Here is a 16,333-nt window from a genome sequence, read left to right on the forward strand (position 1 = left end):
CGGCGCGTGACTGACGGTATTTCCTAACTTTAGGACGCTGCACCCCACTGCCGTATTCTGACCCCGAACGAGGTACGCGCACAGGGCAGTTGGGACGAGGAGGGATCGGTGCCGCGAAAGAGGCATCTCACGGCCCGCAGAGTGCGGCTGGGCTCCGAACTGCGCAAGCTGCGCGAAGCGACGGGCATGAAGGCTCGGGAGGCTGCCGCACTCCTGGGAGCCGACTCTGTCCAGATGAGCCAGATCGAGTCCGGGGTCGCGGGCGTGAGCGCCGCTCGCGTACGCCGTCTCGCCGCCCACTACGCCTGCGCGGACGAGGGCTTGGTCGAGGCCCTGGCGGCGATGGCGACCGATCGGACGCAGGGCTGGTGGGAGGAGTATCGGGGAGTACTGCCCCCGGTGAACCTGGACCTGGCCGAGGCGGAACACCATGCGGCGTTCCTGCGCGAGGTCGTCATCACTTATGTTCCGGGACTGCTCCAGACCCCGGATTACGCCCGAGCCGTCTTCGGATACATGCGCCCGGAGCTGCCCGAGAGCGAGCTGACGCCCCGGGTGGAGCACCGTATGCGCAGACGCACTGTCATCGAGGGCGACACCCCCACCCCGTACGAGGCGATCGTCCACGAATTCGCCCTGCGCATCCGCGTAGCCGACCGTCACGTCGCCCGAGCTCAACTCCAGCAGATCCTCGACCAGGCCGACCAGGAACACGTCACCGTGCGCGTCATCCCGATCGACCAGGACGGCTTCGGCGGGGCCGGCGCCTCGATGATGTACATGGGAGGTCCGGTCCCCCAACTCGACACCGGGCTCCGGGAAGCCGCCACGGGCACCACGTTCATCGACGCGGAACCTCAACTGAGAACACTTCGAACACTCTTCCGTAAAGTGGAGGAGGCGACGCTGGCCCCCGCCGCGTCCCGGGACTTCATCCACCGCTTGTCGAAGGAACTGTGAGGCGCCTCATGGCTCAAGCCCTGAACTGGCAGAAGTCCACCTTCTCCGGTGGCGCCGAGGGCAACGCGTGCGTCGAGTTGTCCGCCGCCCCCTCCCACATACGCCTCCGCGAATCCGAAACCCCCGCCACCCACCTCCGCACCACCCCCACCCCCCTCGCCGGCCTCCTCCGCCACATAAAGTCGGGCGGCTTCCGTAGGCCGACCACCGATCTGGTCGACCACGCCGTGTGCGGCGCCACGCCCCGGAAGTAGCGGGGCTCGGGCCGACGCCCCCTACTCCTCCACGCTCGACAGGCCCCCCGACAGGCCCCCCGGCGGGCCGTGCGGCACCGGCCCCGCGCGGTCCAGCAAGCCCGTGCGGGCCGCCAGTGCCGCCGCCTCCAGCCTCGACCCCACCCCCAGCTTCATCAGCACCCGCTGGACGTGCGTGCGGGCGGTGGACGGGGCGATGCCCATGCCGGCCGCGATCAGGCGCGTGTCCTCGCCGTCCGCGACGCGGACCAGTACCTCGACCTCGCGCGGGGTCAGCATCTGCAGCAGCCGCTGGCCCTCGTCGTCCGGCTGTGCGGCGGGGTTCAGCAGCTCGCTGAACGCGCTCTGCAACAGCTGGGGCGCCACCGCCGCCTCTCCCGCGCGGGCCTTCATGATGGCCCGTTCGACGCCCTCGATGCGCTCGTCGTGCCGTACGTAGCCCGAGGCGCCCGCGGCGAACGCGGCCGCGATGCCGCGCGGGTTGGGCACCGGCCCGAGGACCAGCACCGCCACCTGCGGGCGCTCCCGCTTGATCCTGACCACCGGGTCGAAGATCCCCGGCTCGGCGGGTGCCGCCGTGCCGAGCAGGCACACCTCGGGCGCCCTTGTGATCACCAGCTCCGCCGCGCCCGCGGCGGGCGCCGCCGCCGCGAGCACCCGGTGCCCCCGCAGCTTCAACGCCGAGGCCAGCGCCTCGGCCAGCAGTCGGTGGTCGTCGACCACCATGAGCCGGACTCCCATCGAGCCACCCCACCCCCCAGTCCCCCCAGATGGTTGCCAACTATGGCTGCCCACTGGTCCTCACGGACAGAAGCCCCCCGACTTCCCCGTCTACTCCCCCGCTCTCATGCCCCCGGAAGCTACACGCTTGTTCGACGTTGCGCTCCCCCTATCGGAGAGAAGTGCCCCGGATTACCGAAATTCCCTCCGATTCGAGCGTGATGAGGGATACGTGCACGGCCCCGCCCCTGAGCTGGGGCGGGGCCGTAGAACGAGGCCGAGGGGGCGCGTGGGGTTACTTCGCCCCGAATCCGAGCGCCGTGTACTCCTTCTCGTCGTCCGAGAGCGGCTTGCTGACGAGTTCCGAGCCGATGAACCACCGTCCGTCGGTGTAGAGCATCTCGCTCAGGGTCGGCGTCATACCGCTGATCGCGCGGAGGACCGACTCGTCGGAAGAGGTCTCCAGGAGCTTGGTCTGCTTCAGCGACTTGCCGTCGACGGAGACGACCTGGGCGCCCTTGTCGTAGGGGGCCTTCTTGTAGGCGATGATGTTCGGCCCGTCCATGCGGATCGGGAACAGCTCGTGGTCGTCGCCCGCGTCGACACGGTCGCCGGTCGGCTTGCCGGTGGCCAGCGAGAAGGAGACGATCTCGTTGGTCGAGCTGTACTTCTCGGTGCCGTCGTGCTTCTCGGTCGGCATGTACACCTTGTCGTTGCCGACGTAGATGCCCTTGCAGGCCCAGACGCCGCGCACCGGGCACTCGTAGTTGTACTTGTCCTCCGGGATGGAGATCTTGGCGCGCAGCTTGCCGCCGTCGTCGAGCGAGAAGATGTCGGACGTGCCGGTCAGCGGGACGTCGCTGCCCGTCACCACACCGAAGACCACCGGGTTGGTGGAGATGACCTTGGCGCGGCTGATGCCGGAGGGCACCTTGTAGGTCCACTTCACGCTGCCCGACTTGGGGTCGAGCAACTGGATCTCGAAGGTCTCGCTGCCGTAGTCGCCGCACTTGCGGACCGCGATCAGCTGGGCGCCGCCCGCGTAGCCCTCGTCGGTGCACTCGCCGACCTTCGGCGACCACAGCACCTTGCCGGAGTTGACGTCGAACGCGGCACCACCGGAGTAGCCGCCGCCCACGGCGACCGTCGTACCGGAGATGGTGACCTCGCCGAACGGGACCTTGCTGCCGCTGAGGTCGGCGCTCTTGGTCCACAGCTCCTTGCCGGTCTCCACGTTGAACGCGGTGACCTCGGTGCAGGGCTGGCGGTCGTCGTTGTTCTTGCGCTTGGCCGACTCGGTCACCACGACGGCGACGCCCTCGCTGGTGATCTCACGGGAGCCCGCGCAGGTCTGACCGGCCAGGTCCAGCGTCCACTTGGCCTTGCCGCTGTCCGGCTCATAGCCGACGATCTTGTTCAGGGCGGCCTTGGCGTACGTGGTCCCGGTCAGCCAGGAGCCCTTGACGCTGTCGATCGCCAGCTTCTCCTTGACCTCGTGCGCCGGCACCTGGAAGAGGATCTTCGCGCTGGGGTCGGACGGCGCCTTCTCCTGCGCCTGGGTCGGGATCTCGACCCCACCGGAGGACGAACCGCCGGACGACGAGGAGCCGCCGTCGTCGTTCTTGGCGTCGTCCTTGCCGCCGCTCGTGCCCTCCGAACTGGCGGTGTTCTCCTTGCCGTTGTCGTCGCCGCCGGAGGAGGTGGCGATGTAGACACCGCCGCCGACGATGAGCGCGATGGCCGCGACCGCCGCGGTGATGATGATCGCCGTGGAGTTGACCTTCTTCTTGCCGACCGGGCCACCCGGGACCTGCCCGACCTGCGGCTGCATCGGCATGGTCTGCGGCTGATAGCCGTACGGCTGCTGCCCGTAGGGACCCGGCTGCGGCTGCTGGCCATAGGGCCCGGGCTGGGGCTGCGGCTGCTGTCCGTACGGGCCCGGCTGCGGCTGGCCGTAGGGGCCCGGCTGGCCGAGCTGGCCCGGGTAGCCGTAGCCGGGCTGCTGCTGCGGAGGCGTCTGCGGGTAGCCGTAGCCGGGGCCCTGGGCGGGCGGGGGCGTCTGCGGCGGCTGGGCCGGCGGCGGGGTCTGCTGCGCCGGGGGCGTCTGCGGGTAGCCGTAGCCCGGGCCCTGGGCGGGCGGGCCCTGCGGCGGGGGCGTCGGGGCGCCGAAACCGCCGGGCGGCGGGGGTGTGGGCGCGCCGAAACCGCCCTGCGGCGGGGCGTCCTGCGGGGGCTGGCCCTGCGCGGGGGGCTGGGCGGGCGGCTGGTTCGGGGGCGGGCCCGGCGGTTGGTTCGGCGGGGGCGGCGGCTGCGTCATGACGTGGATACCTCGGAGCGGATCTCGGTGGTCGGGTGAGGGACGAGCGTGGAGGTCACTTGCCGTAGGCCAGCATCAACTTCTCCTTCGCGTCGTCAGCGCCGTTCAGCAGGGTCGAGGAGATGTAGAAGCGCCCGTCCACGTAGTCGACGGCCTTCGAGTAGAAGGAGCTCTCGATCTCGGCGGCGCTCGCCGGCATCCGCAGCAGCTCGGTCGCCTTGTGGCCGCTGCCCGTGGTCGGGATCGACACGATCCGGCCGCCCGCGTCGTACGACGACTCCACGTACGCGATCAGCTTCGAGCCCTCCATCTTCACCGGCGACATCACCGCGTCGGCGGAGGGCGACTTGACGCGCCACTTCTCCTTGCCGGTGGCGAGGTTCAGCGCCACGATCTCGTTCGTGCCGCTCTTCTCCTCGGTCGGCAGGTAGAGCGTGTTCGCGTCGGTCGCGACACCGGTGCAGCCCGCGAGGTCACCGGTGAGGATGCCGCCGTCACACTCGGGCGCGAACGAGCCCTCGACGTCGAGCTGCGAGCGGGTGGAGCCGTCGGCCTTCAGGGTGGAGACGTTCCAGGTGTTCTCTTCCTCGTTGGTGAGGTAGAGGACGAGCGGGTCCACGGAGTACGCGTTCTCGACCTTCCAGCCCTTGGGGATCTTCCGCGTCCACTTGGCCTTGCCGGTCTTCGGGTCGAGCTCCTGGACCTCGTCGTGCTCCTTGTCGGTGGTCACCGCGCAGGAGGAGACGACGACCAGCCGCGTACCGCCGGCGAACCCGGACGGGTAGCAGGACTGGCCGTAGGTCTTCTTGTCGAAGAGCTTCTTGCCGGTGTTGATGTCGTACGCCGTCCCGGACTGCGAGCGGCCCACCATGAGCGTGTCACCGCTGACGGCCAGGGAGACGCTGCTGGCGCTGTCGAACAGGTCGCCCTTCTCCAGCTCGGCCGACCAGCCCTTCTCACCGGTGTTCAGGTCGATCTGCTGGAGCTGGTCGCACTCGGCGTTCTTCGTGGTGCTCTTCTGGTACGCGATCACGACCCGGTCGCCGGAGGTCGCCTCCGCGGTGACCGCGCAGATCTTGCCGGGGAACTCGATCGGGTCCCAGGCGGGGTTCCCGTCGCCCACGTCGTAGGCGAAGAGCTGCTTGTACGCGGGCTTCACCGCGACCTTGTCGGTGACCCACAGGCCGGGGGCGTTCGCGCCGGAACCGGGGGCGTCGGGCGCGCTCTTGTACCAGAGCACCTTCGCCTCGCCGGCCTTGCGGCCCGCGTTGAGGTCGGAGACGTCGAGGTCCTCGCCGCCGTCGCCGCTGCCGTCGCCCTGGTTGACGGGCGTGGAGGGCTCGTCCGAAGGCTTGTCGTCCTCGGTCGGGCTCGCGCTCTCCTTGGCGACCGGCTTCTTCTCGTCGTCGCCCCCGAGGCTCGTCACCGCGAACACCGTGCCGCCGATCACGATCAGGGCGGCCACGGCGGCGCCGATCACCATCGCGGGCTTGCCCTTGAAGGGGTTCTTCCCACCGCCGCCGCCCGGCGGCGGGGTGGGTGCGCCCGCGTACTGGGCCTGCGGGTAGCCGTAACCGGCCTGCGACGCCGGGTTGTACGGGCCGGGCTGGGTGTAGGGGCCGGGCTGCTGCGGCTGGGCGTACGGGCCTGACTGCGTGTACGGGCCCGGCTGCGCCGGCGGTTGCTGCTGGGGGTAGCCGTAGCCGGGGCCCTGCGCGGGCGGGCCCTGCGGCGAGGGCGTCTGCGGGTAGCCGTACGGCCGTTGCGGCGGTTGCGGCTGCGACGGCGGGCCCTGCGGTGGCGGGTTCTGCGGTGCTCCGTAGCCGCCCTGCGGCGGCTGATCGGGTGGCTGAGTCATCAGCGCTTTCCCCCTGTTCGCTGCTTTCGAGCCACCCGTGGTCACGCGTGGTGTCACTTCTAAGACTGTTGAGACTCTTCTCAGACGGCTCTTTCTATCACTGCGACGCTCCCACGCACGGGGCCGGTCGCTCCCCTGTTCCCAAGGGAGGACCGGCCCGTGATGCCCTCGTTACGCTCCTTCACGCCCCCTTCACGGGACGTGCGCGCCGTGCGCGATACGCCATTTGAAGGCGAGGGGGCTTATGAGCGCCGACCCGGATGCGCGCCCTTGAGGGGCGCGGGGAACTGCGCGAGCAACCACACACACCCCGCACCCGCAATCGATTCCCAGCCCCCACGGCGACCAGGCGCAGCCAGCCCAACCTTCACGCATCCTCGGCGAGTTCAAGCCAACGAAGCTCAAGCTCTTCCTTCTCCCCAGCCAGCGCCCGCAACTCGGCGTCGAGTTCCCCCACCTTCGCGAAGTCCGTCGCGTTCTCCGCGATCCGCGCGTGCAGTTTCGTCTCCTTCTCGGAGACCTTGTCCAACTGCCGCTCGATCTTCTGGAGTTCCTTCTTCGCGGCCCGGGCGTCGGCGGCGTTCTTCTGCGCGGCCTCGGCGGCGGGCTTCGCGGCGACCCCGGCGGAGGCCGCCGCCGCCTCCTCCATCGCGTGCCGCCGCTCGATGTACTCGTCGATCCCTCGCGGCAGCATCCGCAGCGTGGCGTCACCGAGGAGTGCGAACACCTTGTCGGTGGTGCGCTCGATGAAGAACCGGTCGTGGGAGATCACGATCATCGACCCGGGCCAGCCGTCGAGGAGGTCCTCCAGCTGGGTGAGGGTCTCGATGTCGAGGTCGTTCGTCGGCTCGTCGAGGAAGAGGACGTTGGGCTCGTCCATCAGCAGCCGCAGCAGCTGGAGCCGCCGCCGCTCACCGCCGCTGAGGTCGCCCACCGGCGTCCACTGCTTCTCCTTGTTGAACCCGAAGGTTTCGCAGAGCTGCCCGGCGGTCATCTCGCGGCCCTTGCCGAGGTCGACGCGGTCGCGGATCTGCTGCACGGCCTGGAGCACCCGCCAGGTCGGGTCGAGCTCGGCGACCTCCTGGGACAGGTACGCGAGCTTGACGGTCCTGCCGGTGACGACGCGTCCGGCGACGGGCTGCTTCTCACCGTCGCTGCGCGCGGCCTCGGCCATGGCCTTCAGCAGGGAGGTCTTGCCGGCGCCGTTGACGCCGACGAGGCCGATCCGGTCGCCCGGCCCGAGCTGCCACGTCAGATGCTTCAGCAGCACCTTCGGGCCGGCCTGCACGGTGACGTTCTCCAGGTCGAACACGGTCTTGCCGAGCCGGGACGACGCGAACTTCATCAGCTCGCTGGTGTCACGCGGCGGCGGCACGTCCGCGATCAGCTCGTTCGCCGCCTCGACGCGGAAGCGCGGCTTCGACGTACGGGCCGGGGCGCCGCGCCGCAGCCACGCGAGCTCCTTGCGGACGAGGTTCTGCCGCTTGGTCTCCTCGGTGGCGGCGATGCGCTCCCGCTCGGCGCGGGCGAAGACGTAGTCGGAGTAGCCGCCCTCGTACTCGTAGACCGAGCCCTTCTGCACGTCCCACATCCGGGTGCAGACCTGGTCGAGGAACCACCGGTCGTGGGTGACGCAGACGAGGGCGGACCGCCGCTCGCGCAGGTGGTTGGCGAGCCAGGAGATGCCTTCCACGTCGAGGTGGTTGGTGGGCTCGTCGAGGACGATCAGGTCCTGCTCGTCGATGAGCAGCTTGGCGAGCGCGATGCGCCGCCGCTCGCCACCGGAGAGGGGGCCGATGACGGTGTCGAGCCCCTGCGGGAACCCGGGCAGGTCGAGCCCGCCGAACAGTCCGGTCAGCACGTCCCGGATCTTGGCGTTGCCTGCCCACTCGTGGTCCGCCATGTCCCGGATGACCTCGTGCCGGACGGTGGCGGTGGGGTCGAGGGAGTCGTGCTGGGTGAGCACGCCGACGTGGATGCCGCCGGAGTGGGTCACCCGCCCCGTGTCGGCCTCCTCCAGCTTGGCCAGCATCCGGATCAGGGTGGTCTTGCCGTCCCCGTTCCGCCCCACGACGCCGATCCGGTCCCCTTCGGAGACGCCGAGCGAGACCCCGTCGAGCAGGGCGCGGGTGCCGTACACCTTGCTGACGTTCTCGACATTGACCAGGTTGACGGCCATTACTCTCCTGCCACGGGGACGATCGACCCTCCAGGGTAGTCGCCACGCGGAACGGACGTGACGGGGCGGCGGGGGGGCGGGACGGGGGCTGAGCACGGTGAGCCCGAGCGGGACACGGGCGCCGGGACCGGGAGCCGGACGGGACGCGGTCACCGAGGCCGGGTGTGACACGCGGGAGACGGGCCGGGTGGGTCACCTGGTTGGGGCGGGGATCTTGTTCGGGCGGGCGCGGGGGGTGCGCCGTGTCGGCGTGGGTGGTCGTGCGGAGGCGGTGGCCGCGCTTGGTGAGGCCCCAGGGCTTGAGGATCGAGATCGCCGTCATGAAGACGTACGCGGACAGTGAGACGTCCGGGCCGAACAGCACGTCCCCCGCGTCGGGCAGCGGCGGCGACATGGACGACGAGAAGGCCCCGGCGTACGGGACGGCTCGTCTTCATACCCGCCAGGGTGCCGGGCACGGACACCGAGGGCGTCTGCTCGCGGGAGTGTCCGGGCGTACTGGCCTGGGCGTACGGGAGGCCCTGGACTGTCAGCGGCTGGGCGTACGGTCTGCGCATGGCTGATGTCGATCAGGTGTGGGCGGGCGTACGGCAGCGGGTCGTGGCGTTGCGCGGTGAGCGGGCCGCCGGTGAGGTGTTCGGGTCGTCCGGGCACGGGTGGGCCCTGGAGGAGCCGCTCTCCGAGGACGCGCTGGCCGAGTTGGAGGCGCAGGTGGGCGTACGCCTGCCGGAGGAGTACCGGACGTTCCTCGCACAGGTCGGAGCGGGTGGCGCGGGCCCCTCGTACGGCATCTTCCCGGTACTGCGTGTGGAGGGCCGCTGGCGCTGGGAGGGTGACGGCGCCGACCTGGCCGACCTGTCCCTCCTTGCCGAGCCGTTTCCGGAGAAGGGCCCGGACCCGGAGGCGCTGGCCGCGCTGCTCGCCGAGCACCCCGAGGAGGAGGACTTCGACGACATCGAGGACTTCGACATGGCGTACGAGGCGTGGGACGAGCGGCTGGCAGACCTCCTGTGGCCCCCCGAGCGCACCGCCGGCGCCGTCGTGATCTGCCACCTGGGCTGCGCCCAGCGGGAGTGGCTCGTCGTCAGCGGGCCCCACCGCGGCACCGTCTGGTCCGACCGCCGCGTCGACGACGTCGACCTGGAGCCGCTGCTCGACGACGCGGGCAAGCCGGTGACCTTCACCGCCTGGTACCTGGACTGGCTGGCGAAGGCCGAGCGGGCGGTGGGGGGCGCAGAGTCGACGGGACCTGGCAGCTGAGGTCCAGGGCGTCTACAGCGCGGACACCGGCTACCTCAAACAGCTGGAAGCCCACCTTCTGAGCCGGTCCTGAGCCGGCACGTAGAAAAGAGCCGTGCGCCCCGGGGACACCATCACCCGAGGCGCACGGCCGTCTTGCGTGGCCCTACCGGCGCCGCTGCTGGATCAGCGCCGACGCCGGGGCCAGTGAGCGTCCGTCGGCGGTGGCCTCGTGGGGGACGGGCATGTCGTCGCGGACCAGGTTCTCGGGGATGAAGACGGCCGCGGCGACGCCTCCGTTGGTCGACTCGCGCAACTCGACCCGCAGACCCTGGCGGTCGGCGAGGCGGTTCACCACGAACAGCCCGATCTGCTTGGCATCGAGGAGGTCGACCTTCTCCGACTGGATCTTGCGGTTGGCCTCCGCCATCGCCTCCTCGTTCATGCCGAAGCCGCTGTCCTCGACCTCGATGAGGACACCGTCACGCAACCGGGCGGCGCGCAGCTGGACCTTGGTGGAGGGCGGGGAGAACGCGGCGGCGTTCTCGACGAGTTCGGCGAGCAGATGGATGACGTCGGCGACGGAACCGCCGTTCAGCGACACGCGCGGTACGGCCCAGATCTGGACCCGGGTCGCGTCCTCGATCTCGGCGACGGCGGCCCGCAGGATGTCGGTCAGCGCGATCGGGTCGCGCCAGCCGCGGCCGGGGGCGATCCCGGACAGGATGAGCAGCGACTCGGAGTGGCGCCGCATCCGGGTGGCCAGGTAGTCGATGCGGTAGAGGTCGTACAGCTCGGCGTGGTTCTGCTGTTCCTGCTGGCGGTGCTCCATCTCGCTGAGCAGGTCGAGCTGGCGGTGGAGCAGCACCTGGCTGCGACGGGCGAGGCTGACGTAGACCCCGGAGATGCCGCTGAGGAGTTCGGCGCGCTCGGAGGCGGCCTTGAGCGCGGCCCGCTGCACGGCGGTCAGGGCCGTGCCCACCTGGGCGAGTTCGTCGCCGGCGAGGCGCCGCATGGGGGCCTCGGCGTCGATGTCGACGCCCTGCCCGGCGTGCAGCTTGCGCATGGCCTGCGGCAGTCGGCGGCCGGCGACTTCGAGGGCGGAGTTGCGCAGGTCGAGGAGTTCGACGATGAGGCCGCGGCCGACGCCCACGGAGACGAGGAGCGACAGGAGCACGCCGACGAGACCGAGGACCACGGCGACGCCGGACGCGCCGAGGGTTCCCCAACCGAAGACCTCCGCCCTGGCCGCCGCACCCGTACCGGCGTCGGTCTCGGCCTCGCGCAGCCCCTTGAGCACGGCGTCCGAGGAGGAGTCCCAGCCCCGCAGCACGGCCGCCGACACGGCACCGGCCCCGGCGTCCGTCACCCGGTCCTCGACCTCGGTGAGGGTCGTGTAGGTGTCGCTGTCCAGCAGCAGGTCGTAGGCGGGCCGGTGCTCCTCCTTGAGGTCGGCGACGGCCGGCTTCAGCAGCCCGCGCTGGGTGGCGACGGCGCCGACGAACTGCGCGTACTGCTCCTTGCTCAACGTCCCGGACGCGGTGGCGGCGGCGAGCAGCGCCTGTTCACGGGCCACGGCGTCGCGGGCCCGGGAGAGTTCGAGGACGACCCGCGCCTCGGAGGTCGCGTCGGTGCCCTTCTCGCTGGTGAGCGCGCCGGTCACGGCGAAGGCGTGGTCGATGACGGTCGAGTACCTGGTGTACGCCGTCGACACCGCGTCCTTCGTGCCGGACCCGGTGGTCTCCGCGCGCAGGGTCGCGAGGTCGCTGAAGTCGGATTCGAGGGTGTCCAGGCGGCCGGGCAGGCCGGAGTCGATGAGGGCCGCGTCCGAGCTGGAGGAGTTGAGCCCCTCACGCAGCGCCTTCACCGCCTTGTCGGTGGTCTGCTGGTCGGCCCTCAGCTCGTCCAGACCGGTTTCGGTGCGCTTGGCGGCGTACCGCATGGCGGCGGTCCGCTCGGCCTGCAGCGCGGTGACGAACTCGGCGACGGGCGCGAGCAGTTCGCTGTTGACGTCCTTGGCCCGCTCGTTCTGGCCGATGGCGGCCACGGTCGTCACGGCGGCGTAGCTCCACAACGCCATCAGCGACACGATGGGCAGCATCAGCAGAGCGACGATCTTCGCCCGCACGGATCTCGGGCGCAGCCGGGCGGTTACACGGAGAAGTTTCATTCTGGGGACCTCGCTGGGAGAGGGCGACTCAAGCGCCCCGTAAGGGGCGCGGGGCCGTGTCGATGTGCGGCTCCGCCGCGTGGGCGCGACCAGCCCCCACTGGCCCGCAGGTGACACGCGCTCCAAGCGGAGCGCTCATGCCGTCGAAAGCTCGACCTCACGCAGCAGTTCCTCGGCGAAAGAGGACTCCGCGCGCTTCCCCGTCGGCGAAAGCGCCACATACGCCGAGGTCAGGAAGAGGAACGACCCCAGCATCACGGCGAGCGGGAACAGGAACTCCGTAGCCGTCGCCCCCGCCAAGTGGGCGGTGCTGGGCGCGAGATCGATGCTCACGGCGTACATCGCGGTGTAGTGCATGCTGCTGACCGCGAGGCCCATGACCAGCGCGGCGACCGCGGCGAGGACGCCCCCGCGCACGATCAGCGTGAGCGTCAGCGCGGCGGTCGCGGCGACGACGGCGATCACCACGGAGGCGATGACCAGGGACGGGTTGTAGCTGACCTCGCCGTGCAGGTTGAGCGCGGCCATGCCGGTGTAGTGCATGGCGGCCACGCCGAGCCCGGTGCCGAGGCCGCCGAAGGCCACCGCGCGGACGCGGGAGCGGCCGTACCCGGCGGTGAAGACACCGGCGCTGACCACGGCGATCGCCATCACCAGGCTGAGGACGGTCATGGGGACGTCGTAACGGATGGGCGTCCCCTCCACGCCGAAGCCCATCATCGCCACGAAGTGCATGGTCCAGATGCCCGAGCCGATCGCGAACGAGGCCAGCGTCAGCCAGTTCCGCTTCGAGGCGCCCTCGGCCTCAAGCGCCCTGACGGTGCAGCGCAGTCCGAGGGCGGAGCCGACGCAGGCCATGACGTAGGAGAGGACGGGGGTGACCCATCCGGCGCTGAAGTGGTCCATGTGTCCCATGAGGAACCCCTCTCGCCCGCCGCGGGGACGACACCACGCGCACGGGAAGTACCGCCGGTAACGAGGCACCGGGGATCGAGATCATGCCACTCGAAAACGACGGGCGGACCGTCGCAAAAGGACTCAGAGGGGATTTCGCCGAACATTGCAGCACTGTGGCGTGGATTACAAACCGGCGAGTAGGCGCGACCAAAGCCTGACCTGCACATTTCCTCCACGGAACCGCCCGCGTCAGGCACTTGACCGTTCACCGCGACCAATGAGCTCGACCAGCAGCCACCCGGCGAGAGTCATCGCCACCGCCGTCGGCGCGGTCACCTGGACGGCGATCAGGAGGGCCGAGCGCCCTTCGAACAGCCCGCCGAACCCGACCATGGAGAGCCCGAGCACACCGAAGAGGCACAGGGTCGCGCCGAGCGCGGCGGCGGGACCAGAATAGACCACTGACCTGCGCGAACCGTTCGAACCGTGCGAGCCGTTCGCCCGGGGCGCTCGTGCGGCGGGCCGTTCGAAGCCCCGGAAGGCGGCGACGAGGACCGCCGTGAGGACGGCCGCGGCGGCGATACGCAGGGGCAGTTGGGCCCACCAGGCGCCCGACTCGGGCGCGGGCAGCGGCACATCGAGCGCGAGCAGGACGCCGTACACCCCGAGCATGGCCGAAAGATGCCACAGGAACGCCGTCATCGAGACGCCGTTCGCCGCCACGACCGTCCGCCACACCTTCGGCCGCTCCAGCCACCGCGCGGCCGGACCGCGCAGCCACTCCACCGCGCCGACCAGCCACAGCCCGTGGCACAGCAGCGCGAAGGTCGGCGGCGCCATGTTCGACACCTTCTCCCCCGGCATCCCGACCATCGACAGCGGATACGGCCCGTACGCCACCAGCAGCGCGGCCCCCGCGAGCCCGGCCCCGGCGAGCAGGTACGGCCGCGTCAGCCGCCCGTCGGCGCGCAGGAAGCCGAGCTGATGGATCGCCAGCCACACGAAGGCGAAGTTGAGGAACTCGACGAACGGCACGTCGAGCGCGAAGCGCAGCGTGTCCACGAGCGCGGCGGCCGCGACCAGACCGCCGAACGCGCCCCAGCCGAACCGCTCGTGCAGCTTCAGCAGCGGCGGGGTGAAGGCGACCATCGCGAGATAGATCCCGATGAACCACAGCGGCTGCGCGACCAGCCGCAGCGCCACGTCGAGCAGTCCACCGCCCTGACCTGCGAGTTGGAGGAGGACGGCCGCGGCGCCCCACACCCCTATGAACACCATCGTGGGCCGCAGGAGCCGCTGCAGGCGGGCGCGGAGGAAGGCCGGGTAGACGGAACCCCCGTCCGCGGACTTCCGGCTGAGCGAACGGTAGGAGAGGGCGTGCGAGAAGCCGCCGACGAAGAAGAACACCGGCATGATCTGCAGGGCCCAGGTGAGGATCTGCAGCCGTGGCTCGACGGCGAGGAGGTTGCCCACCTCGACCCGGCCGTCGCCGCCGGTCGTGACCGCCGCCATCAGCCAGTGCCCGAGGACGACCGTGCCGAGGGAGGCGACCCGCAGCAGGTCGACGTACCGGTCTCGGGTGGACGGGGTGGCGGCGGCGAGGTCGCTCGCGCTGACGCTTGCAGTCATGGGAGTACGGTCGCGCCGGCGCCCGGGCGGGCGTCAGCGCTCCCGTACTCAACTCACGTCTGAGTACCTACCGTTGGACGCCCCGGATCACGGTCGCCCCGGGCGCGGGCGAGGCGGCCACCCGTGCCGCCCGGCAGGTGCCGGACGCGAGAAGCCCTCGGGCGATGGTCCGCGCCGACTCGGCGTCCCGGGCGAGGAACGCGGTGGTCGGCCCCGAGCCGGAGACGAGCGCGGCGAGGGCGCCGGCCGCGAGACCCTCGGCGAGGGTGTCGGCCAGCTTCGGGAACAGCGAGAGGGCGGCGGGCTGGAGGCCGTTGGACTCCGGCAGGAAGGCGGCGAGCGCCTCGACGTCCCCCTTGGCGAGCGCGTCGAGGAGCACCTGGGAGGCGACGGGCTCGGGGACGGCGTCGTTCTCGTGGAGCCGGTCGAACTCGCGGTAGACGGCGGGGGTGGAGAGCCCGCCGTCGGCGACCGCGAACACCCAGTGGAAGGTCCCGCCCACGTCGAGAGGCCGCAACTGCTCGCCCCGCCCCGTTCCGAGGGCCGCACCGCCCACCAGGCTGAACGGTACGTCGCTCCCCAACTCGGCGCAGATGTCGAGGAGTTCGTCGCGTGAGGCGTTGATGCCCCACAGGGTGTCGCAGGCCAGCAGCGCACCGGCCGCGTCCGCGCTGCCGCCGGCCATACCGCCCGCGACGGGGATGTCCTTGGCGATGTGCAGGTGGACGGCGGCCTCGATGCCGTGGCGCCGCGCCAGCGCGAGCGCGGCCCGGGCGGCGAGGTTCGTAACGTCCAGGGGTACCTGGTCGGCGCCGGGGCCCTCGCAGGTGACGGTCAGCTCTTCCGCCGGGGTGGCGGTGACCTCGTCGTACAGCCCGACGGCGAGGAAGACGTTGGCCAGGTCGTGGAACCCGTCGGGCCGGGCGCCGCCGACCGCGAGCTGCACATTGACCTTGGCGGGCACGCGAACGGTGACGCTCACGACTGACGGGGCTCCTCGTGATCGGTCCTGCTGTCGGCGGCGCCGTCGGTGACGCCGTTCTGCGCGACGCTGACGCGGTTCTCCGCGACGCTGACGCGGTTCTCGGCGATGGCGGCGAACTCCTCGACCGTCAGGGACTCGCCGCGGGCCTGCGGGGAGACACCGGCGGCGACGAGGGCGGCCTCGGCGGCGGTCGCGGAACCGGCCCACCCGGCGAGGGCGGCCCGCAGCGTCTTCCGCCGCTGGGCGAAGGCCGCGTCGACGACGGCGAACACGTCCCGCTTGGCGGCGGTGGTCTTGACCGGCTCGGTCCGGCGGACCAGGGAGACGAGCCCGCTGTCGACGTTCGGCGCCGGCCAGAAGACGTTCCGCCCGATCGCCCCGGCCCGCTTGACCTCCGCGTACCAGTTCGCCTTCACCGACGGCACGCCGTACACCTTCGAGCCCGGACCCGCGGCGAGCCGGTCGGCGACCTCGGCCTGGACCATCACGAGGGTGCGCTCGATGGTCGGGAAGGTGTCCAGCATGTGCAGCAGCACGGGGACGGCGACGTTGTACGGGAGGTTCGCGACGAGGGCCGTGGGGGCCGGGCCGGGCAGTTCCGTCACGTCCATCGCGTCCGAGTGGACGAGGGCGAAACGGTCGGCGCGGGTCGGCATGCGGGCGGCGATGGTCGCGGGCAGCGCGGCGGCGAGTACGTCGTCGATCTCGACGGCGGTGACCCGGTCGGCGGCCTCCAGCAGGCCGAGCGTGAGGGAGCCGAGGCCCGGCCCCACCTCGACGACCACGTCCTCGGGGCGGACCTCCGCGGTCCGCACGATCCGGCGCACCGTGTTGGCGTCGATGACGAAGTTCTGACCGCGCTGCTTGGTGGGCCGCACGCCGAGCGCGCCCGCGAGCTCGCGGACATCGGCGGGGCCCAGGAGGGCGTCGGAGGTGGGGCTGCTCACGGCACCAGGGTACGGGGCGGGTGGCTCCGCCCCCGGCCGACCTTGGGCGCCTTATGGGCCGGGGGTGCGGGTGCGTCGCGAGTGCGGGTGAGTGGGGGCTGGTCGCGCAGTTCCCCGCGCCCGCCAACGCACCCGAACCAACGAGGGGGGGGGGGGGGGGCGCGGGGGGGGCGGGGGC

The 16,333-nt window shown here is 71.2% G+C and carries 12 protein-coding genes and 1 pseudogene; 3 read left to right on the forward strand and 10 right to left on the reverse strand.

Going from position 1 to position 16,333, the window contains the following annotated elements:
- Positions 1–108: 108 nt before the first annotated feature.
- Together ACWD26_RS41285 and ACWD26_RS41290 are read left to right on the forward strand one after the other, a co-directional pair.
- Positions 109–960, forward strand: a complete 852-nt coding sequence (locus tag ACWD26_RS41285; protein WP_451278437.1) for a helix-turn-helix domain-containing protein — start codon at positions 109–111, stop codon at positions 958–960.
- 8 nt (positions 961–968) lie between these two features.
- Complete coding sequence (locus tag ACWD26_RS41290; protein ID WP_451278439.1) at positions 969–1,214, forward strand: DUF397 domain-containing protein; 246 nt, start codon at positions 969–971, stop codon at positions 1,212–1,214.
- Positions 1,215–1,235: 21 nt separating this feature from the next.
- On the opposite strand, the gene ACWD26_RS41295 is transcribed toward ACWD26_RS41290, so the two are convergent.
- The 5 genes and pseudogenes from ACWD26_RS41295 to ACWD26_RS41315 form a co-directional block, all read right to left on the reverse strand.
- On the reverse strand, positions 1,236–1,955 hold the full coding sequence (locus ACWD26_RS41295) for a helix-turn-helix transcriptional regulator (protein ID WP_451278441.1): 720 nt from the start codon (positions 1,953–1,955) through the stop codon (positions 1,236–1,238).
- Between the two features lie 274 nt (positions 1,956–2,229).
- Positions 2,230–4,251 (reverse strand): outer membrane protein assembly factor BamB family protein, encoded by a 2,022-nt coding sequence (locus tag ACWD26_RS41300; RefSeq protein ID WP_451278443.1) that lies wholly within the window; start codon positions 4,249–4,251, stop codon positions 2,230–2,232.
- Positions 4,252–4,306: 55 nt separating this feature from the next.
- The gene (locus ACWD26_RS41305) at positions 4,307–6,109 is read right to left on the reverse strand and encodes an outer membrane protein assembly factor BamB family protein (protein WP_451278445.1); all 1,803 of its coding nucleotides are present in this window, start codon (positions 6,107–6,109) and stop codon (positions 4,307–4,309) included.
- Positions 6,110–6,476: 367 nt separating this feature from the next.
- Complete coding sequence (locus ACWD26_RS41310) at positions 6,477–8,288, reverse strand: ABC-F family ATP-binding cassette domain-containing protein (RefSeq protein ID WP_451278447.1); 1,812 nt, start codon at positions 8,286–8,288, stop codon at positions 6,477–6,479.
- 229 nt (positions 8,289–8,517) lie between these two features.
- Positions 8,518–8,673: pseudogene (locus ACWD26_RS41315) on the reverse strand (DUF2269 domain-containing protein); the annotation flags it as partial.
- A gap of 170 nt (positions 8,674–8,843) precedes the next feature.
- On the opposite strand from ACWD26_RS41315, the gene ACWD26_RS41320 reads away from it, so the two are divergent.
- Positions 8,844–9,548: an SMI1/KNR4 family protein gene (locus ACWD26_RS41320; protein WP_451278449.1), complete on the forward strand. Its 705-nt coding sequence runs from the start codon at positions 8,844–8,846 to the stop codon at positions 9,546–9,548.
- Between the two features lie 145 nt (positions 9,549–9,693).
- On the opposite strand, the gene ACWD26_RS41325 is transcribed toward ACWD26_RS41320, so the two are convergent.
- The 5 genes from ACWD26_RS41325 to rsmA form a co-directional block, all read right to left on the reverse strand.
- Positions 9,694–11,697, reverse strand: a complete 2,004-nt coding sequence (locus tag ACWD26_RS41325; protein WP_451278451.1) for a sensor histidine kinase — start codon at positions 11,695–11,697, stop codon at positions 9,694–9,696.
- A gap of 135 nt (positions 11,698–11,832) precedes the next feature.
- Entirely contained in the window at positions 11,833–12,612 is a 780-nt protein-coding gene (locus ACWD26_RS41330) for an MHYT domain-containing protein (RefSeq protein WP_451278453.1), read from the reverse strand.
- Between the two features lie 231 nt (positions 12,613–12,843).
- Entirely contained in the window at positions 12,844–14,223 is a 1,380-nt protein-coding gene (locus tag ACWD26_RS41335; protein WP_451278455.1) for an acyltransferase family protein, read from the reverse strand.
- A 67-nt stretch (positions 14,224–14,290) separates the two neighbouring features.
- Entirely contained in the window at positions 14,291–15,205 is a 915-nt protein-coding gene (locus tag ACWD26_RS41340) for a 4-(cytidine 5'-diphospho)-2-C-methyl-D-erythritol kinase (RefSeq protein WP_451278457.1), read from the reverse strand.
- Positions 15,202–16,155, reverse strand: coding sequence for a 16S rRNA (adenine(1518)-N(6)/adenine(1519)-N(6))-dimethyltransferase RsmA (rsmA, locus tag ACWD26_RS41345; RefSeq protein ID WP_451278459.1), 954 nt, complete (start codon positions 16,153–16,155; stop codon positions 15,202–15,204). The genes ACWD26_RS41340 and rsmA overlap by 4 nt, the downstream gene beginning before the upstream one ends.
- Positions 16,156–16,333: the final 178 nt, after the last annotated feature.

The sequence above is a fragment of the Streptomyces sp. NPDC002787 genome (assembly GCF_053592095.1).

Excerpts from the sequence above, each read along its gene's own strand:
- ACWD26_RS41290 (WP_451278439.1), top strand. The coding sequence starts at position 969 with ATGGCTCAAGCCCTGAACTGGCAGAAGTCCACCTTCTCCGGTGGCGCC.
- ACWD26_RS41295 (WP_451278441.1), bottom strand. The coding sequence starts at position 1,955 with ATGGGAGTCCGGCTCATGGTGGTCGACGACCACCGACTGCTGGCCGAG.
- ACWD26_RS41300 (WP_451278443.1), bottom strand. The coding sequence starts at position 4,251 with ATGACGCAGCCGCCGCCCCCGCCGAACCAACCGCCGGGCCCGCCCCCG.
- ACWD26_RS41305 (WP_451278445.1), bottom strand. The coding sequence starts at position 6,109 with ATGACTCAGCCACCCGATCAGCCGCCGCAGGGCGGCTACGGAGCACCG.
- ACWD26_RS41310 (WP_451278447.1), bottom strand. The coding sequence starts at position 8,288 with ATGGCCGTCAACCTGGTCAATGTCGAGAACGTCAGCAAGGTGTACGGC.
- ACWD26_RS41320 (WP_451278449.1), top strand. The coding sequence starts at position 8,844 with ATGGCTGATGTCGATCAGGTGTGGGCGGGCGTACGGCAGCGGGTCGTG.
- ACWD26_RS41325 (WP_451278451.1), bottom strand. The coding sequence starts at position 11,697 with ATGAAACTTCTCCGTGTAACCGCCCGGCTGCGCCCGAGATCCGTGCGG.
- ACWD26_RS41330 (WP_451278453.1), bottom strand. The coding sequence starts at position 12,612 with ATGGGACACATGGACCACTTCAGCGCCGGATGGGTCACCCCCGTCCTC.
- ACWD26_RS41335 (WP_451278455.1), bottom strand. The coding sequence starts at position 14,223 with ATGACTGCAAGCGTCAGCGCGAGCGACCTCGCCGCCGCCACCCCGTCC.